Annotated in this window: 17 protein-coding genes and 1 pseudogene; 5 read left to right on the top strand and 13 right to left on the bottom strand. The window is 67.7% G+C overall.

What is annotated here, in order from left to right; translation table 11 throughout:
• Positions 1-265: 265 nt before the first annotated feature.
• The 5 genes from J7J50_RS16110 to J7J50_RS16090 form a co-directional block, all read right to left on the bottom strand.
• Positions 266-1,330, bottom strand: a complete 1,065-nt coding sequence (locus tag J7J50_RS16110) for a serine hydrolase domain-containing protein (protein WP_215057493.1) — start codon at positions 1,328-1,330, stop codon at positions 266-268.
• A 117-nt stretch (positions 1,331-1,447) separates the two neighbouring features.
• The gene (locus J7J50_RS16105; protein ID WP_215057487.1) at positions 1,448-2,221 is read right to left on the bottom strand and encodes a M15 family metallopeptidase; all 774 of its coding nucleotides are present in this window, start codon (positions 2,219-2,221) and stop codon (positions 1,448-1,450) included.
• Complete coding sequence (locus tag J7J50_RS16100; protein ID WP_215057486.1) at positions 2,160-3,746, bottom strand: serine hydrolase domain-containing protein; 1,587 nt, start codon at positions 3,744-3,746, stop codon at positions 2,160-2,162. Before J7J50_RS16100 ends, J7J50_RS16105 begins: the two co-directional genes overlap by 62 nt.
• A gap of 78 nt (positions 3,747-3,824) precedes the next feature.
• Complete coding sequence (locus J7J50_RS16095) at positions 3,825-6,797, bottom strand: carboxypeptidase regulatory-like domain-containing protein (RefSeq protein WP_215057485.1); 2,973 nt, start codon at positions 6,795-6,797, stop codon at positions 3,825-3,827.
• Positions 6,798-6,842: 45 nt separating this feature from the next.
• Complete coding sequence (locus J7J50_RS16090) at positions 6,843-8,186, bottom strand: transglutaminase-like domain-containing protein (RefSeq protein ID WP_251044571.1); 1,344 nt, start codon at positions 8,184-8,186, stop codon at positions 6,843-6,845.
• Positions 8,187-8,819: 633 nt separating this feature from the next.
• Between J7J50_RS16090 and J7J50_RS16085 the strand changes: the two genes are divergently transcribed.
• From J7J50_RS16085 to J7J50_RS16070, 4 genes are all read left to right on the top strand, one after another.
• Positions 8,820-10,094 (top strand): SH3 domain-containing protein, encoded by a 1,275-nt coding sequence (locus J7J50_RS16085; protein WP_251044567.1) that lies wholly within the window; start codon positions 8,820-8,822, stop codon positions 10,092-10,094.
• Between the two features lie 208 nt (positions 10,095-10,302).
• Positions 10,303-11,400, top strand: coding sequence for a dipeptide epimerase (locus J7J50_RS16080; protein WP_057944466.1), 1,098 nt, complete (start codon positions 10,303-10,305; stop codon positions 11,398-11,400).
• Positions 11,401-11,468: 68 nt separating this feature from the next.
• Complete coding sequence (locus J7J50_RS16075) at positions 11,469-12,317, top strand: MurR/RpiR family transcriptional regulator (protein ID WP_215057483.1); 849 nt, start codon at positions 11,469-11,471, stop codon at positions 12,315-12,317.
• Positions 12,318-12,565: 248 nt separating this feature from the next.
• Positions 12,566-13,309, top strand: a complete 744-nt coding sequence (locus tag J7J50_RS16070; RefSeq protein WP_215057482.1) for a hypothetical protein — start codon at positions 12,566-12,568, stop codon at positions 13,307-13,309.
• A 137-nt stretch (positions 13,310-13,446) separates the two neighbouring features.
• Here the strand turns inward: J7J50_RS16070 and J7J50_RS16065 are convergent, their stop codons facing one another.
• The 8 genes and pseudogenes from J7J50_RS16065 to J7J50_RS16030 form a co-directional block, all read right to left on the bottom strand.
• Positions 13,447-15,282, bottom strand: coding sequence for a DUF885 family protein (locus tag J7J50_RS16065; protein WP_215057481.1), 1,836 nt, complete (start codon positions 15,280-15,282; stop codon positions 13,447-13,449).
• A 259-nt stretch (positions 15,283-15,541) separates the two neighbouring features.
• On the bottom strand, positions 15,542-16,756 hold the full coding sequence (locus tag J7J50_RS16060) for a Xaa-Pro peptidase family protein (protein WP_215057480.1): 1,215 nt from the start codon (positions 16,754-16,756) through the stop codon (positions 15,542-15,544).
• Complete coding sequence (locus tag J7J50_RS16055) at positions 16,753-18,342, bottom strand: aldehyde dehydrogenase family protein (RefSeq protein ID WP_215057479.1); 1,590 nt, start codon at positions 18,340-18,342, stop codon at positions 16,753-16,755. The genes J7J50_RS16060 and J7J50_RS16055 overlap by 4 nt, the downstream gene beginning before the upstream one ends.
• A 1-nt stretch (position 18,343) precedes the next feature.
• The gene (locus J7J50_RS16050; protein WP_215057478.1) at positions 18,344-19,249 is read right to left on the bottom strand and encodes a dihydrodipicolinate synthase family protein; all 906 of its coding nucleotides are present in this window, start codon (positions 19,247-19,249) and stop codon (positions 18,344-18,346) included.
• 146 nt (positions 19,250-19,395) lie between these two features.
• Positions 19,396-20,652: pseudogene (locus J7J50_RS16045) on the bottom strand (FAD-dependent oxidoreductase); the annotation flags it as partial.
• Positions 20,645-20,893 carry a 2Fe-2S iron-sulfur cluster-binding protein gene (locus J7J50_RS16040; RefSeq protein ID WP_215057476.1) on the bottom strand — a complete coding sequence of 83 codons (249 nt, stop codon included), beginning with the start codon at positions 20,891-20,893 and terminating at the stop codon, positions 20,645-20,647. The pseudogene J7J50_RS16045 and the gene J7J50_RS16040, both read right to left, overlap by 8 nt.
• Positions 20,890-21,990, bottom strand: a complete 1,101-nt coding sequence (locus J7J50_RS16035) for an FAD-dependent oxidoreductase (RefSeq protein ID WP_215057475.1) — start codon at positions 21,988-21,990, stop codon at positions 20,890-20,892. Before J7J50_RS16035 ends, J7J50_RS16040 begins: the two co-directional genes overlap by 4 nt.
• A gap of 17 nt (positions 21,991-22,007) precedes the next feature.
• Positions 22,008-22,946: a 4-hydroxyproline epimerase gene (locus tag J7J50_RS16030; RefSeq protein ID WP_215057474.1), complete on the bottom strand. Its 939-nt coding sequence runs from the start codon at positions 22,944-22,946 to the stop codon at positions 22,008-22,010.
• A gap of 177 nt (positions 22,947-23,123) precedes the next feature.
• Here J7J50_RS16030 and J7J50_RS16025 point away from each other — a divergent pair, with 177 nt between their 5' ends.
• Complete coding sequence (locus tag J7J50_RS16025) at positions 23,124-23,816, top strand: AraC family transcriptional regulator (RefSeq protein WP_215057491.1); 693 nt, start codon at positions 23,124-23,126, stop codon at positions 23,814-23,816.
• Positions 23,817-23,892: the final 76 nt, after the last annotated feature.

The raw sequence follows: 23,892 nt of genomic DNA, 5'->3' as shown, positions 1-23,892 counted from the left end.
CGCCTACGCGGGAATGACGGTTTGGAGAGATGGCGCTGAAGTCTCTGGGTTCCCGCCTTCGCTTTTGCTCGTCATTCCCGCGAACGCGGGAATCCAGGGCCTTTCGTGCGAGAACGTTTGAAGTCACTGGATTCCCGCGTTCGCGGGAATGACGATCTGGAAGGATGGCGCTGAAGTCTCTGGATGTTCGGCTGCCGAAATAAAGCGAAGCCCGCTTTCACGGTAATGACGGCCTCATGCGCCCGCGCCGAAGCAACCAGCTACCTCACCGCTCCCGCGCCGGACTCGACAGCAAATACACCTCGGCAATCTCCAACGCCTTTCGATAAGGCTCCGGATCGTTGCGATTGGTCAGCATCACCACCGTCAGATGCCGTCGCGGCCAGCGCACGATGACGTTGCGAAAACCCATCGTCTCGCCCGAATGCCACAAGGTCTCGCCGGTGATGCGCCAACCGTAGCCGTAGCCGACATCGGCCAGGTCGGTCGCGGTGTGGGCGATGAACGCCGCTGCCCGCGAGCCGTCGCTGAGCAGACGATCGTCGTACAACGCCGCATCCCACTTCGCCAGATCATCGATCGAGGAATAGATACCGCCATCGCCGAGCACGGCGCTGGTCGAACTCTGATCGGTGCGCAGCCAACGCCCGTTTTCGTAGCTGTAGCCGAAGGCGCGGTGCGCCACCTCCGACACGCCGCGCTCGTAGGCGACCGTGTCGCGCATGCCCAGCGGCTGGAAGATGCGTTCGCGCAGGAAGCCGGCGAACGAGCGCCCCGAGGCGCGCTGCACCGTCAGCGCCAGCAGCGCGTAGCCGCTGTTGCTGTAGCGATAGCCCTGCCCCGGGACGAAATAACCGCGATCCTGCCCTTCCAGCGCGCGCAGCACGTCGAGGTCGTGCATCTGCCGCTGGTCGGCGTCGAAGCTGGACGACATCACGTCTTCGTAATCGATCAGCCCCGACATGTGGCTGAGGATCTGCCGGATCGTGATCGCATCGGCCGACTTGGGCAACGAAGGCAGCCAACGCTTGATCGGATCGTCCAGGCTCAGCTTGCCGTCCTGCGCCAACAGCAGCACCGCCGCGGCGGTGAACTGCTTGGTCACCGAGGCCAGACGATAATTAGTCCGCGGCGTCGCCGCCTCGCCGGTTTCCAGCACCGCCAGGCCGTAACCCTTGCGCAACAACGGCTGGCCGTCGCGCAGCACCAGCACGCTGGCGCCGGGCGCCTTGCCCTGGTAGTCGGCCATCAGCGCGTCCACGCGCGCCTCGCCGCTGGCGGCCGGCGGTTGCGCGGCAGGCGGCGCGCTCGCGCAGCCGCTCAAGCCCATCGACACCGCCAGCACGAACACGCCCATCGTCGGCCGCCGTGGTGATCGCTTACCGGCCATCGTCGTCATCGCCTGCCTCCTGGGTCGAATGCTGCGGCCGGTCGCGCGCGTCGCGATTCACTCGACCGGGAAATCGAAAGCCGTCGCCGGGGTGGGTTCGGGCTTGTAGGTGTAGTGCCACCACTCCAGCGGATAATTCTCGAAACCTTCGCGCTGCATCGCCGCGCGCAGGCGCTGGCGATTGGCCCGCTGCGCCGCGGTGATGTCGGGCGAATCGGTATGCGCGCGTTTGTCGAAGTAGTCGAAGCCGGTGCCCATCTCGACGATGCGATCGCCGCCGGCGTGCGACTCCATCAATCCCAGGTCCACAGTCGCGCCGCGACTGTGGCCGGAGGTCGGCGAGATGTAGTCGCCCAGCAGCACGCGCTTGTCCAGCGCCGGGTAATAACGCGCCTTGGTCTTCTGATCGCTCAAGTCGCCGGCCCAGCGGACGAAATCGCGAACCGCGCGCACCGGTCGGTAGCAATCGTAGATATGCAGGCGCAGCCCCTGCGGCCGCAGTTCGCGCTCCACCCGCGCCAGGGCCTGGGCGACGTTGCGGTGCAGATAGCAACCGGCGCCGCGGTAGCCGTCCACCGGCCGGCCGACGAAGTTGTCGCTGCCGGCGTAGCGGATGTCCATCGACATGTCCGCCACCAGCGAGCGGATCTCGACCATTCCGGCCGAGGCCGCATCGGCGGCGTTCGACACCTGTGGCGCGGCCGGCGTCTGCGCGTCGGGCGAGCGCACCGCGGCGACGCAACCGATCAATACCAGCAGCGCGCAGGCCTCAACCGCAATCGCCGACGCGCGTGAACGCCAGGTCTTCGAAGTCGTAGCTGAAATCGGCATCGGGATCGACCTTGCTCATGACGAAGGTAGCGGCCTGGTCCGAGGCGGCGAAGTCGATCCAGGCCGGCGTATCGACTTCCTCGGCGTCCCAGTCGATCCGCAGGCGCGGGCCGGCCCGGACGATAGTACCCGTCAGCAACGGCGACTTGCGCGCGGACCAGCGCACCGACTGGCCGCGCGCGCACACGCTGACCTCGCCGAACCACGGGTCGCGATACACGCCCAGCCGCGCGCGCAGTTCAGCCGGCGTCGCGGCCTTGCGCCGCGAGGTGTCGGGCGCGCGCCCCGCGACCGGCGCCTGCGCGTCGGCGGCCAGCGCATCGGCATACCACGCCACTCCACGCTCGCGGTCGCGCTCGGCTTGCGCCGCAGTGAATTGCCGGGTCAGCATCTGATCGAACACGCTGCGCGCGTCGCCGGCATCGCCGTTGATCAACACCACGAAGCCGCTGCGGCGGTCGGGCAACAGCGTCACCAGCGAATACATGCCCATCAGCGTGCCGGTGTGCGAAACCTTGAACGCGCCGTCGGCGTCGGTCAGCCGCCAGCCGTAGCCGTAGGCGGCGAAATGGGTGTTGGCCCAATCGCGTTGCCGCGGCGAGACGTTCATCGGCATCTGCGCGCGCCACAACGCCTCGCGCTGCTCGCGCGACAGCCACGGTTTGCCGTCAGCGCCGCGGCGGTCGGGCGTCAGCCACGCGCGCAGCCAGATGATCATGTCGTTCAAACTGCAACGCACGCCACCGGCCGGGTCCATGGTGCTGGCGGCGATCCGCGCTTCGTCCTGGCGCACCGGCAGGTAACGGCCATCGCGGCGCGCGTGCGGCTGGGCGACATCGCCGACCGCGTCGCGATCCCAGGCGCCGATCTGGCAGCGCGACAAACCCAACGGCGCGAACACTTCGCGCTTGAGCACGTCCTCGTAAGGCGCGCCGCCGGCCTTGGCCGCCACTTCGCCGGCGACGATGTACAGCAGGTTGTCGTAGTCGTAGCGCGAACGGAAGCTGTGCACCGGCTTGAGATAACGCAGCCCGTGCAGGATGTCGGCGCGGGTGAACGTGTTCGGTTCCGGCCACAGCATCAGGTCGCCGGCGCCGGCGCGCAGGCCGCTGTTGTGGATGAGCAGATCGCGCACCTGCATCTCGCGCGTGACCCAGTCTTCGTGCATGCGGAAATCCGGCAAGTACTTCGTCACCGGGTCATCCCAGCGCAGCTTGCCGGCATCGACCAATCGCGCCAGCGCGGCGGTGGTCATGGATTTGCTGTTGGAGGCGATCTTGAACAGGCTGTCGGCGCCGATCTTGCGGCCGCTGCCGGCGATCAGCTCGCCTTCGCTGCGCCGGTACACCACCTCGCCGTTTTCGACCACGCCGACGGCGAAACCCGGCAAGCGATAGCGCGCCTGCACTTCATCGACGATGCGGTCCAGCGCCGCCGTGCGCGATTGATGCGCGCCGGTATTGCCGGTCGCCGCGAGCGCGGCGAAAAAAAGCAGGGCCGGCCACCGTGGAGAGTCGTGTCGCATCGGTGGAAAGCCCTGTCGAGGTAGACAAAGGGCGGCCCGTGTCGCCGGGCCGCCAAGGGGTCGAGGGAATGGCCGCGGTCAGAAATCCACGGACACGGTCAGCTGGGCGTAGCGCGGGGTTTGATAGCCGGTGCCGTAGCCGTAGAACTCGTTGACCACGCCGATGCCGGTTTCGTATTCGTCGTCCACTTCCATCTTGCGCTGCTGATTGAGCAGGTTGTAGACCGCGAGTTTGACCCGCAGATCGGCGCCGGTGAACTTGTGCTGATAGGTCACGCTGGCGCCGATGTCGAAGATCCACGGCAGGCGCCCGCCCGAACCGCGGCGTCGCAGCTCGTACACGCGCTGCGACGGCTCGCCGGTGCAATTGGCCACGCAGGTATAGAAGCTGTGATAGTTGGTGCTGTCGAACGGGTTGCCCTTGCCGAAAGCGTTGACCGGCCGGCCCGACTGCGCATTCAAGGTCGCGCCGACCGACCAGCTGTCGTTGAAGGCATACGCGCCGCGCAGCTTGATCTGATGACGGCGGTCGTTCGGCAGCGGGCCGTAACCGTTGAAGTTCACGAACGGGTCGTCGAAGGACTCGGTACGGCCGGTGTTGTCGAAGCCGAAGTCGGAGTTCGACGGCCCCTCGGCGTTGCCCTCGCTCTTGGACCAGGTATACGAGGCGTTGAACGCCCACTTGTCGTCCCAGGCGCGGTCGAGCATGAATTCCAGGGCGCGATAGGTGCGCTTGGGCTTTACCCAGCCGCGTTCGCCGACGTAATTGCCGTCGTCGTCGTACATCGCCCAACCGGCGCGCGAAGTGTCGATGTTGACGTAAGCGTCGTTGACGCCGTCGCAGTTGGTGTCGGTGTACAGCTTGACGCTCTTGCCCGGGTTGCCCATCACATAACCGATCTCGCCCGGCGTTCCGCCGCACAAAATGCCGTTGGAGGTGATGTTCATGTCGTCGATGGCATTGTGCAGACGGCGATAGATGCCGCGCACGCCCCACGACCAAGTCTCGTCGATCATGCTCTGGAAGCCGAGGATGGCTTCGTCCTGGTACACCGGATCGATATCGGCATCGACCTCGCTGCGCAGATCGCCGACGCTGCCGTCGCCCTGGCTGTTGTCCACCGGACCGATCTGCGGCCCCAGGATCGGACGCATATAGGTCTGGCCGTTGTAGACGAACGGCTCCAGGCCGTTGAATACGTAGAAGGTGCGCTCATCGAGGAAGGCGCCGGCCTGCTTGACGTTGATCTGGTTCACGATCGGCAGGAAATAGCGGCCGATGTTGCCGAAGATCTTCGAACGCCCGTCGCCTCGGAAATCCCACGAGAAGCCCAGGCGCGGCGCGATCATGTCGTCGATCTTGATGTAGGTGTTGCCCTCGCCGTTCTTGTTGTTGAAGCCTTCCACGCGCACGCCGGCGTTGAGCATGAAGTCCGGAGTGATCTGCCAGTTGTCTTCGATGTAATAGGCCGAGTTGATCGACTCGAAGCTGCCGCTGACTTCCTGCTGGCGCGCGCGCACGTAAGCGTTGACGCCGGCCGGCACGATGCCACCGTTCTCCAGCTGCGAGCCGGGGACGGTCGGATAGATCTGATAGAACTTGCGCGACGGGCCCGGATAGAAGCTCTCGTTGTCGGAGGTGTTGACCTCGCGGTCCAGGCCGAAGCGCAGCAGGTGATTGCCGAGTTGCCATTCGAAGTCCAGACGCGCGGCCTCGCGCTTGTCCAGGCCCTTTTCGATCTGCGCCGAGGACACGCAGCCGATCTGCGGCAGGCCGGCCACGCGCCGGTCCTGGACCGCGTCGCAGGCGATGTCGTTGAGGCTGCTGTTGATGCGGTCGCGCTTGTTCTGGCCGTACAGGGCCTTCATCGAGAAGTTCTCGGTGAGGTAGCCGGTGTAGGTCAGCGCCCAGTTGGTGCCGCCGGCCTCGCTGAACTGCGTGTTGGTGCGGTCGCCGCGACGGTCGGCGTCGAGGTCGTATTTGTAGTTGTCGGTGGTGGTGTCGTTCTTGTCCGAGAAGGCCAGGAATTCCAGCAGGTGCTGGTCGTTGATCTGCCAGTCCAGCTTGGTGCCCCAGAAGCCCTTGTCCGACTTGCCCTTGAAGAAGGTGCTGCCGCTGTCGTTGGTGCTTTCCGGACGGTAGTCGCGGAACTCGTACATCGCATAGAAGAACAGCTTGTCCTTGACGATCGGGCCGGACGCGTAGACGTTGAGGTTGGTGCGGTCGTACTTGTCCTTGCTGGAGATGCGGAACGGGTCGCCGTTGCGATCGTAGTGGTTCTTGCCGTCGGACTGCAGCGACGACGGCTCCCATACCAGTTCGGCGCCGTACTTGAATTCGTTCGTGCCCGACTGGGTCACCGCGTTGATCACACCGCCCGTGGTGCGTCCGAATTCCACCGAGTAGCCGCCGGTCTTGACCTGGAATTCCTTGAAGAACCCGAACGGCACCGAGGAGAAGCCCACGCGCTTGTAGAAGTCGGTGACATTCAGGCCGTTGATATAGACCGCGTTCTCGGACACCGACGAACCGCCGAAGGAGGCGCCGCCGTACTGGCCCTGGATCACGCCCGGCGCCAGCAAGGCCACCGATTGGGCATCGCGCCCGACCGGCACGCGTTCCAGCTCGGCCTTGGTGACGTTGGTCGCCGACTCGGTCGAGCGCACGTCCACCGGCGTGATCACGCGCGAGCCGATCACCTGTACCGCGGCCAGATCGGTCGCCCCACCGGCGCCGAGATTGACGTTGGCTTCGTTGCCCAGGCTGACCACGACATTGATCGGCGATCCGATCGCCGCGCCGTCCTTGCTGGCCTGCAATTGATAGGTTCCGATCGGCAGGAACGGGAAACGGTAGTTGCCGTTGGCGTCGGCTTTCACGGTGCGGGTGAAACCGGTATCGGCGCTGCGCACCGTCACCTGCGCGCCGGCGGCCACCCGCCCGGCGAGCGAGCCGTCGGTATTGGCCGCCAACGCCGGCATCACCATCGATGCAAGGCAGATCCCCATCGCCATGCACAGTCCGGACTTACGCAAGGTCTTGCCTTTCATGCCGCACATCCTCCCCAAAGTAGTGTTGAGCGGTGTCGCGCGCGCTTACTGCTTCGCCGCCTGCACCTGCGCGCTGTAGTGGTAGTCCCATTGGTCGAAGTAGAGATTTCCCCCTTCCCACTCGACCTCGCCGCGTTGCGAATCCACGGTCTCGGAGCGATCGAAACGCTTGGCCGGGACGAAGTCGCGGCCGTAGTCGTCGTTGTACGCGATGCGATAAGCGTCCAGGCCGCTGAAATAGAAATCGGCCAGTTGCGGATCGGGCGAATCCAGGCGCCCGCTGGTGACATCGACCGGCATCCAGCCGTAGGGGGCCAGATACATCCAGGCCCAGTCGTGCATGTTGGTGTAGCCGTCGTCGCCGTAGACCCAGCCCGACTGCCAGCGCGCCGGAATGCCGTTGAGGCGCAGCAGCGTCATCAACAGCAAGGTCTGCTGGCCGCAGTCGGCGTGGCCGGCGTGCAGGGCGTAGTCGGAGATGTTCGTGATCGTCGAGTACTCGCGCGCGCCGGCCCAGGGGATGCGATCGACCGCGGCGTAAAGCTTCTTCGCGATGCGGTACGGATTGGTTTCATCGCCCACCACCGCGCGCGAGAACTTGCGCAGGGCGTCGGTGTAGACGATGTGCGGCGGGCGTTCGCCCAGGTAGGGCCGGGTTTCGCTGTCGGCCGGCGCGGCCACTACCTTGTCCGGATCGATGCTGCGGTACTGGCCGAACACGGTCAGCTCATAGCTCACTTCGAATTTTGTCGCCTGTCCGGCTTTCGCGCTGCGCTCGAAGTAGACCGTGCGCTGCATCGCCGATGCCGGCGCGATGCGATGGGCCGCCGGGGTGCTGGCGATGAAACGAATGCCTTCCTGCTGATGCGGCAGTTCGCGCGGATACGGCAGCCACGCGCGCAAGGTCTTGCCGGCCGGCACCGCGTCGGCGTCGACGGTCAGCGACTGGGTGATGCGCACGCGCCGCGGCGCGCCGTAGCCGCTCGCGAGCGCGGCGTCGCGCACTTGCGCGTGATGGGCGTTGAAGCGCTCCATCGGCCCTTGGCTGAGCGGCTTGGCGTCGGCGCGGCGGCGCTTGAGCGCGGCGGCGTCGAGCCGGAACAGATTCGACGGCGCGCGCTGGAAATAGCGCTTGTCGCCGTCGATGGTCATCGATTCGAGCAGGCCGCGCCGGTCCCAGTCGTCGAATTCGTCCTCGCGCAGATCCGGAATCTGCACGCGCAGCTTGGCCTGGGCCTGGGCGCGGTCGAGGGTGAAGTCCAGGCCGATGCGGCGCATGCGTTCGCTCTGGAACTGCAGATCGCGGCGTTGGCTCTCGCTCAATTCCGGCTGCGCCAAGGCTTGCGCGATGCGCGCCTGCGCCTGCTTGAAACGGCCGCTGTCGATCATCGCCACGACCGCGGCCAGATGTTCGCCGGCTTCGCGCGTGCGCTGCTGGGCCTGCGCATAAGCCGGGCCCATCGATACGTTGACGCCCAGCATCAGCGCCGGCATCGAGAACATCATCCCCAACGCCAGCGCACGCACTCGCCAGCGCGCCGCGCAGGAGACGATGGCCCTCGCGCGGGGAGCGATAAACAGCAGGTCAGTCACGGGATCCATACCTGGTGTCACCCACGCGGGGCCATCGGTTCATGGCTGTGTAACATGAGCGGAGTACCCGGTCAATAAATTATTCTCTATCTATTTTCTCAAGGAAGTATGTATTCTGCGGTTCGACCCGACGGCGCCGCGGCGTGGCCGGGTCGGTGCCGGACGACCGGCATCGGGCCTGTGACCTCGCGCGGCCGAACCGCGCGCGTGCCGGAGCAAGATGCGATGCGAACCGCTAACCGCCGCCACCGCGCAGCAGCCCCTCGCGCCCGCCTTCGCGGCGCGCCCGTCGCCGCGTCGGCGCGCTGCATCGCAACATGCTTATTCGCCGTCGCCTTGGCGTGTTCGACGCCGGCAGCGGCGCGTAGCGCCGACGCCGCGCGTCCGGGTACACCGTCAACCGGCGTGGTTGGCATCGAGGAGGGGCAATTGAACGCCGACTACTGGGTCCGCCAGCAGGCCAGGCCCGACGCGACGATTCTGGATGCGAAGGCGATCGCGGCGCAGAACCGGCGCCTGCACGAACTCGACGCATCGGTGCACGACATCGAACACCTGCCGGCGCAGCTCACCCAGGCGCAGGTGCGCGGCTGGATCGAAGCGATGTCGCAGCCGCGCGAGGAAACCCTGTACGACGAACGCGGCGAGGAAATCGCCGCGGCGACGCTCACCGGGCTGAGCGCAGACCTCGCGCTGGACAACATCCCGGCGCGCCAGGACACCCGCTACGGCATGGTCGTACGCCGCGCCGATCTGCGCACCTTCCCGACCCGCCTGCGTGTGTTCAACTCGCGCGGCGACACCGACATCGACCGTTATCAGGAAAGCGCGCTGTTCCCGGGCACGCCGGTGGCGATCGCGCATGAAAGCCGCGACGGCAAGTACTGGTTCGTGGTCAGCCCGCTGTACGCGGCCTGGGTCGAGAAAGACCGCATCGCCGAAGGCGCCAAGGCGCCGATCTTCGCCTACACCCGCAAGACGCCGTACCTGGTGGTGACCGGCGCCAGCGCGCGCACCGTGCACACGCCCGAGCAGGCCGGCGTGTCGGACGTGCAACTGGAGATGGGCGTGCGCGTGCCGCTGCTGGCGGACTGGCCCAGCGACAAGCCGGTCAACGGCCAGCATCACTATGCTTCGCATGTGATCGAACTGCCGTATCGCGACGATAAAGGCCGCTTGCAGTTTTCGCCTGCGCTATTGCCGCGCAACGCGGATACCAGCGCGGATTATCTGCCGCTGACGCAGGCCAACCTGGTGCGCCAGGGCTTCAAGTTCTTCGGCGAGCGCTACGGCTGGGGCCACTCGTACAACACCCGCGATTGCAGCGGCTTCGTCTCGGAAATCTACCGCAGCTTCGGCGTGCAACTGCCGCGCAACACCCGCGACCAGGCGGTCAGCCCGGCCTACAACCGCATCGATCTGGCCGAAAGCCTGAGCCACGAAGAACGGCTGAAGATCGTCAAGAGTCTGGAAGTCGGCGACCTGATCTACATCCCCGGCCACGTGATGATGGTGGTCGGGCATGAGGACGGCTGGCCGTATGTGATCCACGACACCACCGGCATCACCTTCCGCGACCGCACCGGCGATCTCACCCGCGTTCACCTCAACGGGGTCTCGGTGACGCCGCTGGTGCCGCTGCTGTTCAACCGCGAACAGCCGACGGTGGACCGGATCACCAGCATTCAACGTATACGTCCATGAGGCGAGACTGCATGAGGTCTGTTGTGGGAGGGCCTTCAGGCCCGATGCTTTTGTTTCCGGTCGCCGCGATCGGAAACAAAAGCATCGGGCCTGAAGGCCCTCCCACAAAAGACTTCGCCGCTTTCGCCTCATCGGGCTGATTGAACTTAGCCCGCGCCGCGCACTCCCATCCTCGAACCACGACGAAACAAGCCAAGCCAACGACCACATGAAGATCACCGACATCCGATTCGGCATGCTGCGGGTACCGCTCAAGACCCCATTCAAGACCGCGCTGCGCACCGTCGATACGGTCGAGGACATCGTCGTCACCGTCCACACCGACACCGGCCACATCGGCTACGGCGAGGCGCCGGCGACCGCGGTGATCACCGGCGACACCCACGGCTCGATCGTCGAGGCGATCCGCAAGTTCATCTCGCCGCGCCTGATCGGCCAGGAGATCGCCAACCTCAACCGCATCACCGGCCTGATCCAGGGCGCGATCGAGAAGAACTCCAGCGCCAAGGCCGCGGTCGAGATCGCGGTCTACGACCTGTGGGGCCAGCTCTACGGCGCGCCGCTGTACAAGATGCTCGGCGGCGGCGATCCGGTCATCACCACCGACCTCACCATCAGCGTGGACTACATCGAGAAAATGGTCGCCGACTCGATCGCCGCGGTCGATCGCGGCTTCGAATCGCTGAAGATCAAGGTCGGCAAGGACATCGGCGTGGACATCGAGCGGGTCAAGGCCATCTATGCCGCGGTCGAAGGCCGCGCGCTGCTGCGCCTGGACGCCAACCAGGGCTGGACCGCCAAGCAGGCGGTGTACGCGCTGCAAACCCTGGAAGACGCCGGCGTGCGCCTGGAGCTGGTCGAGCAACCGGTGAAGGCGCAGGACCTGGACGGCATGAAGTACGTCACCGACCGCGTCCACACCCCGATCATGGCCGACGAAAGCGTGTTCGGCCCGGCCGAGGTCATCGACCTGATCCGCATGCGCGCGGCCGACATCATCAACATCAAGCTGATGAAGACCGGCGGGCTGTCCAAGGCCATCCAGATCGCGGACATCTGCGCCATGTACGGGGTCGAGTGCATGATCGGCTGCATGATCGAGACCTCCATCTCGGTCGCCGCCGCGGTGCACCTGGCGGTGGCCAAGTCCAACGTCATCACCAAGGTCGATCTGGACGGGCCCTCGCTGTGCGCGTTCAATCCGGTCGATGGCGGGGTGATCTTCAACGAGTCCGAGATCACCGTGACCGACGCCCCGGGCCTGGGCATCCGCGAAATCCGCGGCCTGGAGCCGTTGCACGCCTGAGCGCGCGGCCGGCCGCGAAGCCGGCTACGCTGTAGTCATCCGCCGTGCCCGGGATTGGACCCCTGCCGATGTCGCCACTGCTCAAGATCCGCTCCGAACGCGACCAGATGTCGGCGATCGAACGCCGCATCGCCGACTATCTGCTGGAGAACGCGCACCTGCTGCGCGACTACTCCTCGCAGCAGTTGGCCAACGCGCTGGGGATCAGCCAGTCCAGCGTGGTCAAGTTCAGCCAGAAGCTCGGCTTCAAGGGCTATCCGGACCTCAAGTATTCGATCGGCGAGGCGGTCGCGCGCGGCGACGGCCACGACGACGGCGCCGCCGCGGTGGCCGCGCCGACCGATCCGCACGCCGCCCTGGCCGACCGCCTGTGGCACGGCAAGGCCCGCGCCGAGGAAGAAACCCGGCTGATCAACCCGCGCGATCGCATCGACGCGATCGCCGAGCGCATCCAGGGCGCGCGCCGGGTCTTCATCATCGGCCTGGGCGAGGACGGCATTCCGGCGCGCGCGCTGGCGATGAAGCTGGCGATGATCGGCATCCTGAGCGTCCACCACTTCGACCCGGTGCTGATGGCCGCGAGCACCGCCACCGCGACCCAGGACGACGTGCTGCTGGTGTTTTCCGAACAGGGCAAGCAGACCGCGCTGTGCCATCTGGCGCGGACCTTCCGCGAAACCGGCGGCAAGGTGGTCTCGGTCACCCGCCACACGCCCAATCCGCTGCGCGCGCACGCGGATTTCTCGCTGCTGGTGTCGGCGCACGACGAGCGCGCGCACGTCGAGCCGCTGCTGTACCAGTCGGCGCTGCAGCATCTGCTGGACCTGATCTTCATTCTGCTGTGCGAACGCGGCCAGGGCCGGCTCAGCCAGCTCGACAGCAATGCCGAACGCATCCAGGACATGCTCGATACTTGAGCCCCGGCGGATCGGATGGACAGCGAGGGATGCATATGGGTGGGCAGTATGCGGTGGGATGTGGGAGCGATGCGGTCTGGGCGGAAAGCGTCGGGGCTGAAGCCCCTCCCACAAAAGACATCGGCGCTGCGGCCTGTGCTGGTGGAGCGGCCCGTTGGCCGCGCCGGGCGAAATCTGTTGTGGGAGGGGCTTCAGCCCCGACGCTCTCCGCCAAGATCGCGGCATGGCTTCGTTGCGCGGCCTTCACCATGATCGCCATCACTCTGACCGGCTGCGCCAGCACCCGCGCCGACCGCGCCGGCGACGGCACCACCCAGCTGCAGTTGGTGCTGGTCACCACCGCCGATTGGAACGCGACCCAGGGCCAACTGCGGCGTTACCTGTTCGACGGCCATCGCTGGCTGGCGGTCGGCGATCCGGCGCAGGTCACCATCGGCCGCAACGGCTCGGCCTGGGGCCGCGGCCTGCGCGCGGCGCCCGACGACGGCGGCCCGGTCAAGCGCGAAGGCGACGGTCGCGCGCCGGCGGGCATGTTCGGCATCGGCACCGCCTTCGGTTACGCGCAACGCGCCAGCACCGCCCTGCCCTATGCGGCGATGACGGCCTCGGACTACTGCATCGACGTCAGCGATTCGCCGCTGTACAACCAGATCGTCGATGCCCGCAAGGCCGATCCCGAAGCGGTGAAGGGCACGACCGAACCGATGCGTCGCGATCTGCATGCCGGCGGCGATCAGCGTTATCGCCAGGGCTTCGTGATCGAACACAACCCGGGCCGTCTTGCCGGCGCGGGCAGTTGCATCTTCGCCCATCTGTGGAAGGCGCCCGGGGAAACCACCGCGGGCTGCACGGCGATGGACGATGCCGCGATGACCGAGCTGCTGGCGTGGCTGCGGCCGCAGGCGCGGCCGGTGTTCGTGCTGTTGCCGCGGGCGCAGTACGCGCGGGTCTGGCGCGAGTGGGGGTTGCCTGCGCCTGAGAGTGCTCGCTAAAGGCAAATCCCCCCTGCCCCCCTTTTTCAAAGGGGGGAACGGCAACGGCAAAGGCAGAAACCCCAAGACGGGTTCCCCCCTTTGAAAAAGGGGGGCCAGGGGGGATTCGCTTTTGCTTCACCCAACCAAGCAGTCCCCTAAGACTTAGCCTTAGCCTTGGCCTTCTTCTCCGCCGCCTTACCCCGACTCTCCTCGATAAACCGATCCACCCGCTGCTCCAGCACCGGCAGCGGCACCGAGCCCAGCGCCAGGATCGCGTCGTGGAAAGCGCGGATGTCGAAATCCTCTCCCAGCGCCTGCTCGGCCTTCGCGCGCGAACGCACGATGCTCATCTCGCCCAGGTAATACGACAACGCCTGCCCCGGCCAGCCGATGTAGCGATCGACTTCGGTTTCGATCTCGTGATCGCTCAACGCCGTGTTGTCGTGCAAAAACGCCTGCGCCTGCTCGCGCGTCCAGCCCAGGTGATGGATGCCGGTATCCACGACCAACCGGCTCGCGCGCCACATCTGATAGGTCAGATAGCCGAAGTAGTCGTAGGGCGTGTCGTACATCCCCATCTCGATGCCGAGCTTCTCCGAGTACAAGGCCCAACCTTCGCCATACGCCGAGATATAGGTGTAACGACGGAAATCCGGCAGCCCCTCCTGCTCGGCCGCGAGCGAACCCTGCAGCGAATGGCCGGGCGAGGATTCGTGCAAGGTCAGCGCCGGCAGATTGAACAACGGACGCGAAGGCAGATCGTAGGTATTGAGCAGATACACATCGCGGCCGCCGCGGCCGGCGGTGTAGAACGGCGCCAGATCCGGCGGCACCGGACGGATCGCGAAACGCTGGCGCGGCAGCAGGCCGATGTAGTTGCCGATCTCGCCGTCCACGCGCTTGGCCAGCCACGACGCGCGCATCATCAGTTCGTCCGCGGTCTTGGGATAGAACTTCGGATCGGTGCGCAGGTAGTGCAGGAATTCGGGGAAGCTGCCCTTGAATCCGGTCTTGACGATGGTCTCGTCCATCTGCGCGCGGATCTTGGCCACTTCCTCCACGCCGATCTGATGAATCTGCGCCGGGGTCAGGTCCAGCGTGGTGAATTCGCGGATCTTCGCCTGGTACAGCGCTTCGCCGCCGGGCATGGATTCGGCCGCCAAGGTGGTGCGGGCCTGTTTCATGTATTCGTTGCGCATGAACGCCAACAGCTTGCGATACGCCGGCAGCACCGATTCGTCGATGGCCTTGGCCGCCTCGGCGCGCAGGCGCGTCTGCTCGGCGGCGGGAATGTTCGCCGGCATCTGCTTGAACGGCGTGTACAGCAGATTGTCTTCGAGCTTGGCGTCGGCGACTTCCTGGATCGACACGTCGCGCCCGGTCAGCGTCACCTGCGGCACGCTGAAACCGCGCTTGAGGCCGGCGCGCATGTTGCCGATCTGCTCGTCGAAGTACCGCGGAATATCGCGCAGCTGGCCGAGATAGCGCTGATAGCCGACGACATCGCGGATCGGCCGGCGCGCGGTGAAGCCCAGGTTGGTCCAGAACGCGCTGTCGCTGTTGAACGGCATCTCCCACTGGCGCACGCGCTGATTGGCCAGCAGGCTCTGGATCTGCTGGCGGAAGACTTCGTAGTTGACCGGGTCTTCGCCGCTGAGCTGCGACTTGTCGATCGCCGCAAGCTCGGTCGTCACCTGCGTCCAGTAACGCTCGCGCGCGGCCTGACTGGCCGGATCGACCCGCGGCAGATGCGCGGCGGGCTGGCCCTGCACGTCTTCATCGTCGCCGCCGGCGAACTGCGCCTGGCGCCACTTCCATTCGCGGGTGTACAGCGCCTTGAAGCGCTCACCGGTCGCGTTGGTCGCGGCGCGGGTGGCGGCGGCAGCGGCCGGTTCGGCGGCGAACGCCGGCGCCAGGCTCAGGCCGATCGACAGCGCGGCGGTCAACGCGGCCAGGGGCGCGCGCACGGACAAGGAACGGTTCGAAATCATCGCAAGGCTCGGATGGGTCGCGGACGGTGCCGGCCATCATGGGGCAAACCCCGGGCCGGGCCATGTGCCTGAAGTGTCTGTCGCCCGCATCGCGGCGGCCGATTCTTTGCCGCGGACCGCCTTTTTGCCGCAAGCAGCCGCTGAGCCGCGAGGTCTTTTGTAGGAGGGGCTTCAGCCCCGATGCTTTTCGATCAGACGTCGCGACCTGAGACAAGAGCATCGGGGCTGAAGCCCCTCCTACAACAGCTCCCGCCGCGGCTCAATCCGCGAACGGCCGATCGATCGCCACCGACGGCGGCGTGAACCACGCCGCGCCGTCGTCGGTGACATGGAAATGATCTTCCAGGCGCACGCCGAACTGCCGCGGTACCACGATCATCGGCTCGTTCGAACAGCAATTGCCGCTGTCCAATCCGAGCCGGTTGCCGCGCACCAGGTACGGCGCTTCGTGCACGCTCATGCCGCAGCCGTGGCCGGTGCGATGCGGCAAGCCGGGCAAACGGTAGTCCGGCCCCAGGCCGCCGCGTTCGAGCACCTCGCGCGCGGCGCGATCGACCGCTTCGCCGCTGACGCCGGGACGCACCGCGTCGAACGCGGCTTTCTGCGCGGCCAGCTCCAGGTCCCAGATGCGCGTCTGCGCATCGCTGGCGCGGCCGCAGATGTAGGTGCGGGTGATGTCGGACTGATAGCCCTGCACCGAGCAACCGGTGTCGATCAACACCAGTTCGCCTTCGCGCAGCGTCTGCTCGCCGGGAATGCCGTGCGGATACGCGGTGGCTTCGCCGAACTGGACGATGCAGAAGGTCGAGCCGTTGTCGGCGCCGAGCGCGCGATGGGCTTCGTCGATGAAACGGCGCAGCACGCCGGTGGTGACGCCCTCCTCGGCCAGCCCGGCGGCGAGGCGGTGCACGTGCAGGGTCATCGCCGTGGCCTGCTTCATCAACGCCAGCTCCGCCGCCGATTTGCGCGCGCGGCAGCCATCGACGATCGTACCGGCATCGCTCAGGTCCAGCCCCGGCGCGGCCGCGCGCAAGCCGGTGAAGATCGCGAACGCCGCGCCTGGGTCCAGCGCCAGCCGGCTGGCGCCGCGCGCGCGCAAGGTGTCGATCACCAGCGCGCAGGGATCTTCGTGTTCTTCCCACAGCCGCGTCTGGCTGGGAATGTTCACTACATGCGACAGCGATCCGGCCTCGAACGCCGGGCAGATCAGGGCCGGGTCGCCGTCCAGGGTCAGCAGCATCGCCACCAGCCGCTCGCTCGCTCCCCACGGCACGCCGGTGAAATAGCGCAGCGACGTGCCGGCGGTGATCAGCAACGCATCGCGTCCAGCCGCGCGCATGCATTCGCGCGCGCGTTCGATCCGGCGCTGGTATTCGGCCGCGTCGATCGCCGCGGCGCGCTCGCGCCACGGCGCCAGCTGTGCGCGCGCCTGCTCCAGGCTCACGCCGCCGATCTGTCGGGTGGAATAGTTCATGGCTGCGCTCCGATATCGTCCGTCGTCCAACGCCCGTCGATGCAACGCGCGATCCCGCCGGGATTGCGGTCGCGCAGTTCCGCCGGCAGCAGATTTTCTTCGATCTGATCGTAGCAATGCAGTGCGGCGAAGCGGCGGATCGCCGCCGGCAGGCCGACCGAGGTGAAGCCCGGATGGCCGGTGCTCGGGTACGGCCCGCCGTGGTTCATCGCCGCGCTTACCGCCACGCCGGTCGGCATGCGGTTGCCGATCAGCCGGCCGACCCGTGGCCGCAGTTGCGCGGCCAAAGCGCCCTGCGCATGGGCGTCGTCGGCCGCGGCGTAGATCGTCGCGGTCAGATTGCCTTCCAGCGCGCGCGCGATCGCGATCGTGTCGTGGTGGTCGTCGCGCGTGCGCACGATCAGGCTGGCCGGCCCGAACACTTCGCCGCGCAAACGCGCATCGGCGATGAACGGCTCGGCATCGACCGACCACAGCGCCGGCCGCACCCGATAACCTTCGCCGCTGGCGGCTTCGCCACCGCCGACCAACGTCGCGCCGGCTTCGCGCCAGCGCGCCGATGCATTTTGATAGTGATCGCGCCCGCCTTGCGAGAACAGCACGCCCTCGCCCGCCTGGGCGAACAACGCCGCCGCCGTTTCGACGAAGGCATCGCCGTGCGCGCTGCGCGGCACCACCACCACGCCGGGATTGGTGCAGAACTGGCCGGCGCCCATCGTGCACGAGGCGAAGAACTCCTGCGCCAGCGCCGCGCCGCGCTCGCGCAAGGCGCCGTCGAGCATGAACACCGGGTTGATGCTCGACAGTTCCAGATACGCCGGCACGCCCGCCGCATCGGCGGCCGCCTTCAGCGCCAGACCGGCGTTGCGACTGCCGGTGAACGCCAGCGCGCCCAATCGCGCATCGCCGGCCAGACTCAGGCCGAGCGCTGGATCGAGGTGATACAGCACCTGCAGCGCCGTCGCCGGCAGACCGGCCTCGACCAGCGCGCGATGCGCCAGTTCGGCCAGACGCTGACTGGTCGCTGGGTGCGAGGGATGGACCTTGGCGATCACCGGATTGCGCGCGGCGATCGCCGAAGCGAAATCGCTGCCGGCCACCGCGTTGAAGGCGAACGGGAAATTGTTCGGCCCGAAGATCAGCACCGGTTTGTGCAACGGCGCCAGATGCGAACGCAGCCCGGCGGCGGTGTCGATCACCGGCTGCGTCCACGAACGCTCGCGCACCGCGCGCGCGGCCTGGCGCAACTGGCCGGTGGTGCGCGGCAGCTCAACTTTGGCTAGCCGCGGCTCGATCGCCAGCGCGGTTTCCAGATGCGCCAGCGCGACCAGATCCGGCGCATCGTGCTCGATGCCCAGCGCGTAGGCATCGAGGAAATCCGCGATGCGCTCGGGGTCGCACGCCGCCAGCAGGTCGGCGGCCGCGCAGGCCGATGCCTGCGCGGCCTCGACGTCGCGCGCGCCGCTGATCGGAAACGCCGGGCCGAACGCGACCGCGCGGGTCGGATCGAAAGCGCGGAATTCGCCGCCCGAGTCGTGCGAGGCCTGCCAGCGGCCTTCGATCAATACCGGTTCGCGCGCGCCCATGTCAGCGGCCCGGACGCAGCGCGTTGGCGCGTTCGATCACCGCCAGCGCCGCTTCGCGCTCGCCGCCCTGCAGGCTCAGGCGCGGCGCGCGCACGTGCTCGCTGCCCAGATTCACCTGCGCCTGCACCAGCTTGATCAGCTGCACGAACTTGGGAACCGTGTCCAGGCGCAGCAGCGGCAGGAACCATGCGTACAGCTCGGCCGCGGCCGGCGCGCCGCCGTCGCGCGCGAGTTCGAACAAACGCACCGACTCGACCGGATACGCGTTGACCAGTCCGGCGATCCAGCCGGTGGCGCCCATCGCGACGCCTTCGACGATGGCGTCGTCCATGCCGACCAGCAGGTCCAGGCGCTCGCCGAGCAGCGCGCGGATCGCGGCGAAGCGGCGCACGTCGGCGGAGGATTCCTTGACCGCCTGCAGATTGGCGTGCTCGCCGGCGAGTTCGGCGATCTGTTCCGGCACGAAGTCGGTCTTGTACGCCACCGGGTTGTTGTAGAGCATGCACGGCAGCGAAGTCGCGGCGATCACCGCGCTCACGTGCGCCTTCATTTCGCGCCAGTCGGTGGAGTACACATACGGCGGCAGCACCATCAGGCCGGCGCAGCCGATCTTTTCCGCTTCTTGCGCCAGACGCACCGCTTCGGCGGTGGACAGCGCGGCGATGCCCGGGATCACCGGCGCGCGGCCTTTCAGCGCGGCGACCAGGGTGCGCAGGATCGCCAGCTTGTCCTCGAAGCTCAGCGTCGCCGCTTCGCCGAGCGAGCCGAGCGGAACGATGCCGATGCAGCCGGCGTCGATCAGGGTGTTGGCGTGGCGGGCCAGGAAGTCGTGATCGATCGATCCGTCGGCGTTGAACGGCGTGGTGATGGCGGGAACGACGCCGCGCCAGAATGAAGCATTGCTCATGGGTGATCCTTGGTTTGGGATGTGTAGATGTCTTGAGCCGGGACTCGGGACTCGGGACTCGGGACTCGCAAAGCGGGGGACGTGGGCTCAGGGCTCTCTCCGGATAGGGAGTCCGAGTCCCGAGTCCCCAGTCCCGAGTCCCGAACCGCGAAAGCGCCGAGGCGCATCGGAAACACGGGCGGCCGCGCGCCATTGCCGGCGGATGCGAAGCCGCGCAGCTCGGTCAGCGCCGCGCCGCAGATGCGGCCCTGGCAACTGCCCATGCCGCAGCGGGTGGCGAGCTTGGCCGCGCGCCAGTCGGCGTGTTCGTCCAGTTGGCCCAGGCGCACGTCTTCGCAGCGGCAGATCACGGTCTGCGCCGTCGGCGCGCTGCGCACTTGCGCCCGCAGCGCGAAATGACGCGGCAGCAGATCGGCGAAGGCGCGCGCATGCGCGCGGCGCGCGCGCAGGGCGCGCGCGGCGTCGAGCGCGCCGGCCGCCGCGTGCCCGGCCATTTCGCCTTCGATCCGCGCCGCGTCCACGCCGCCGATGCCGCAGGCTTCGCCGGCGGCGTAGATGCCGGCGACGCTGGTGGCCAGATCGTCATCGACGCGCACCCGCGCATGCGCGCTGTCGCTGTCGAGCGCGCAGCCCAGTTGCGCGGCCAGTTCGGTGTTGGGCACCAGGCCGTAGCCGACCGCCAGATGCTCGACGGCGATGCGGCGGCGACCACGCGGCGTCTCCAGTTCGACTTCGCGCACGCGATCGTCGCCGTGCGCGGCGCAAACCCAACTGGCGCCGCGATACGGCACGCCGGCCAGCCGCGCGCGCAGCGCCGCGGCCTGCGCGAGTTTGTCCGGCCAACGCCACAGCCGCGCCGCGAATCGCGCCAGTTCGGCGGCCGGCGCCTGCTCGTGGATGCCGATCAGCTTCGCGCCGTGAGCGCGCGTGGTCGCCGCCGCGGCCAGCAGCAACGGCCCGCTGCCGGCGATCAACACGCGCCGGCCGGCGATCGGCCAGCCTTGCTTGACCAGCGCCTGCAATCCGCCCGCGCCGGTCACGCCGGGCAAGGTCCAGCCGGGAAACGGCAACAGCAGTTCGCGCGCGCCGGTCGCCAGCACCAGCGCGCGATAGCCCAACTCGCGCGCCAGCCCGGCTTCTTCGATCAACACCTGCCCGGGCGAGGCGGCGACCACTTGCGCCTGACCGAGCCAGCGCAGGTTGGCGCGCGCCTGCAGCGCCTGGAATTTTTTCCGCGCCGGCGAAAGCTCGGGTTTACGCACGTCCTGGCGCCAGACCTGGCCGCCGGCGCGCGCCTGCATGTCCACCAGCACCACGTTCACGCCGTGCATCGCGGCCGCGCGCGCCGCCGCCAGTCCGGCCGGGCCGGCGCCGATCACCAGCACGTCGCAGACCTCAGTCATCGCAATGCACCTGCATGCCTTCGCGGGCCAGCGTCATGCATGCGCGCTGGTGGGCGACGCCGTCGATGCTGACCCGGCATTCGAAACACACGCCCATCCCGCACAGCGGCGCGCGCGGCTCGCCGTCGCGCGAACGCCGGAAGCGCAATGACGCCAGCGCCACCGCCGCGGCGACGTTGGCGCCGGCGGGGACTTCCACCGCGGCGCCGTCGATCAGCAAGCGCACCGGCACGGATTTCATCGCAGCACCCGTTCGGGCAGGAACGGCGCCGGATCGATCGTCGGCGCGCGCCGCAGGATCTGATCGATCAGCAACTGCGCCGTCGCCAGCGCGGTGGTCACGCCCAGGCCTTCGTGACCGGCCGCGACCCAGGTGTCGGCGCGCATGCCCGCCGCGCCGATGTAAGGCCGGCCGTCGGCGGTGGTCGGACGGAAGCCTGTCCACACGCGCAAGGCTTGCAGCTCGCGCAGCATCGGCAGGAACGCGAAGGCGCGTTCGAGCATGCGCCGCAACATCGGCATCGAGACCGCGCGGTCTTCGACGCCGAACTCGCGCGACGAACCGATCAGGATCTGCCCGGTCGGCCGCGGCTGCACGTTGAAAGCGACGCTGCTGTCGGCATCGCCGTGAGCGCTGTCGGCGTAACCCAGTTCCAGCAGTTGATGACGCACACGCCCGGGATAGCGTTCGGTGATGACCAGATGGCCTTTGCGCGCGCGCATCGGCAACTGCGGCAGCAATTGCGGTAAGGCGCAGCCGGTGGCGAGCAGCACCGGGCCGCTCAGTTCGCTGCCGTCGTCCAGGCGCGCGCCGTTCGCGGTCAAGGCGACGACGCGACGGCCGAGATAACAATGGGCGCCGCCGTCGCGCGCCAGATCGAGCAGATGCATGGCGACGCGCGGCGGATACACCACCGCCTCGTCCGGCACCCGCATGCCGCCGCACAGGCCGGGCACGAGTTCGGGTTCCAGGCGATACAACTCCTCGGCCTCGATGCGCTGCGCGCGCACGCCGACCGCGGCCAGGCGCGCGACCTTGGCCGCGACGCCGTCGAGCTCGCGCGGCTCGCGCGCCACCCACAAGGTGCCGCAGCGGCTGAATTCGGCCTGCGGCAGATCGGCGAAGCGTTGCCACAGGCGCAGCGAGTAATTCGACAGCGCCAGTTCGGCCGGATCGTCGTCCATCGCCACCAGATGGCCCATCGCCGCTGCGGTCGCGCCGCCGCCGACCGGGCCGGGTTCGACCACCGCCACGCGCAGGCCTTCGCGCACCGCGCACTCGGCGCAGGCCGCGCCGACGATGCCGGCGCCGATGACGATGAGGTCGTAACCGGTCATGGCGAGGCCGCGCGCGCTCAGCGCGCCGCGATGCCCCAGGCGAAGGGATCGCGTTCGTCGATCAACAACCGCGACACCGCGGTGATATGCGCGCTGCCGGTGATGGTGGGCAGCACGCCGCGCTCGCCGTGAACGTAGGAGCCTTCGAACACGCTGCCCAGCACGCTCTCCTGCCGCCACGGTGCGCCCGGCGCGAGTTTGCCGTCGGCGGCCAGGCAGGCGAGTTTCGCGCTGGTGCCGGTGCCGCAGGGCGAACGGTCGTAGGCCAGCCCCGGACACAGCACGAAGTTGCGGCCGTGGTTGTTGGCCGCCGCGGCGCTGGTTTCCAGTTCGATGTGATCGATCTGCGCGCCGTCGGCGCCGGTGATGTCGGCCGCTTCCAACGCGTGGCGGATGGCTTCGGCGTGCGCGGTCAGCTCGCGCTGATGGGCCAGGGAAATCTCGCGATCGGTCTTGGCGATGAAGAACCAGTTGCCGCCCCAGGCGACATCGCCGCTGACTTCACCCAGGCCCGGTACCTGGATGCGCACCTGCGCGGCGTGGCGCCAGCTCTCGACGTTGTCGATCGATACGCGGCCGTCTTCGTGCAGATGCGCGCCGACGGTGCCCACCGGGGTGTCGATGCGATGCAGGCCGGGACCGATCCGGCCCAGATGCTGCAAGGTCCGCACCAGCCCGATCGTGCCGTGGCCGCACATGCCCAGGTAGCCGACATTGTTGAAGAAGATCACCCCGGCGCAGGCGTCGGCCGATCGCGGCGGCAGCAGCAGCGCGCCGACCACCGTGTCCGAGCCGCGCGGCTCGCAGGCGATGGCGCTGCGCCAATGGTCGAATTCGGCACGGAAGCGGTCGCGCTGTGCGGCCAGGGTGCCGGCGCCCAGATCGGGGAATCCGGAGACCACCACGCGGGTCGGTTCGCCGCCGGTGTGCGAGTCGATGATGTCTAGGCTATGCATCCCGCCATGCTCGCGGCCCGGGCCGTCCGGGTCTAGCGGTCCTTGCCGGCATCGGATGCGGAATTCGGCATAATCGCTGCGACCCTATTCCGCCGGTTCCGCACCGGCCGCGAGCCGCGCATGCCCACTGCCCTTTCCAGCCCGCCCACCGCCGCGGTGGCGATCGACGCCGAGCTCATGCAGACGCTGTGTGACGCGTTGCCCGACGTGGTGTTCTTCGTCAAGGACGGCGCCGGCCGCTACACCCACGCCAACCTGACCCTGGTGCGGCGGCTGGGGCTCAAGCGTCGCGAGGACGTGATCGGGCGCGCGGTGACCGAAGTGTTTCCGGCGCGGCTGGGCGGGCGTTACGCGCTGCAGGACCGGCGCGTGCTGGCCGGCGAGATCATCGAGAACCAACTCGAAGTGCATCTGTATCCGAACCGGCAACCGGGCTGGTGCCTGACCGGCAAGCGGCCGTTGCCGCTGGCCAGCGGTGTCGGCGGACTGGTGGGTCTGTCGCGCGATCTGGGTTCGCCCGACGGCCGCGATCCCACCTACGAACGCCTGCGCCGCGTCACCGAGCACATGCAGCAGCACTACGCCGGGCCGCTGCGGGTGACCGCGCTGGCGCAGGTGGCGAAATTGTCGGTCGCGCAACTGGAGCGGCATTTCCAGAAGGTGTTCCAGCTTACGCCGCAGCAGGCGATCACCAAGATGCGGATCGAAGCGGCGATGCGCGAGTTGCGCGGCGAGGCCAGCATCGCGCAGGTCGGCTTGGCGTGCGGGTTTTCGGACCAGAGCGCGTTCGCGCGGCAGTTCAAGGCGACGGTGGGCATGGCGCCGCGCGATTATCGGGCTTCGCATCGGGATTTTGGTGGGGGCGATTGAGGGGGTGGCAGTTCACAGCCAAAGCAAATCCCCCGGCGCAGCTGTATTCGTCTGAAGCGGGTTACACAGGCGCCAG

Source organism: Lysobacter sp. ISL-50, from assembly GCF_018612875.1.
Classification (GTDB): Bacteria; Pseudomonadota; Gammaproteobacteria; order Xanthomonadales; family Xanthomonadaceae; genus Lysobacter.
The sequence above is the reverse complement of the archived record's forward strand: the minus strand, read 5'-3'. Positions and strand labels throughout refer to the sequence as shown.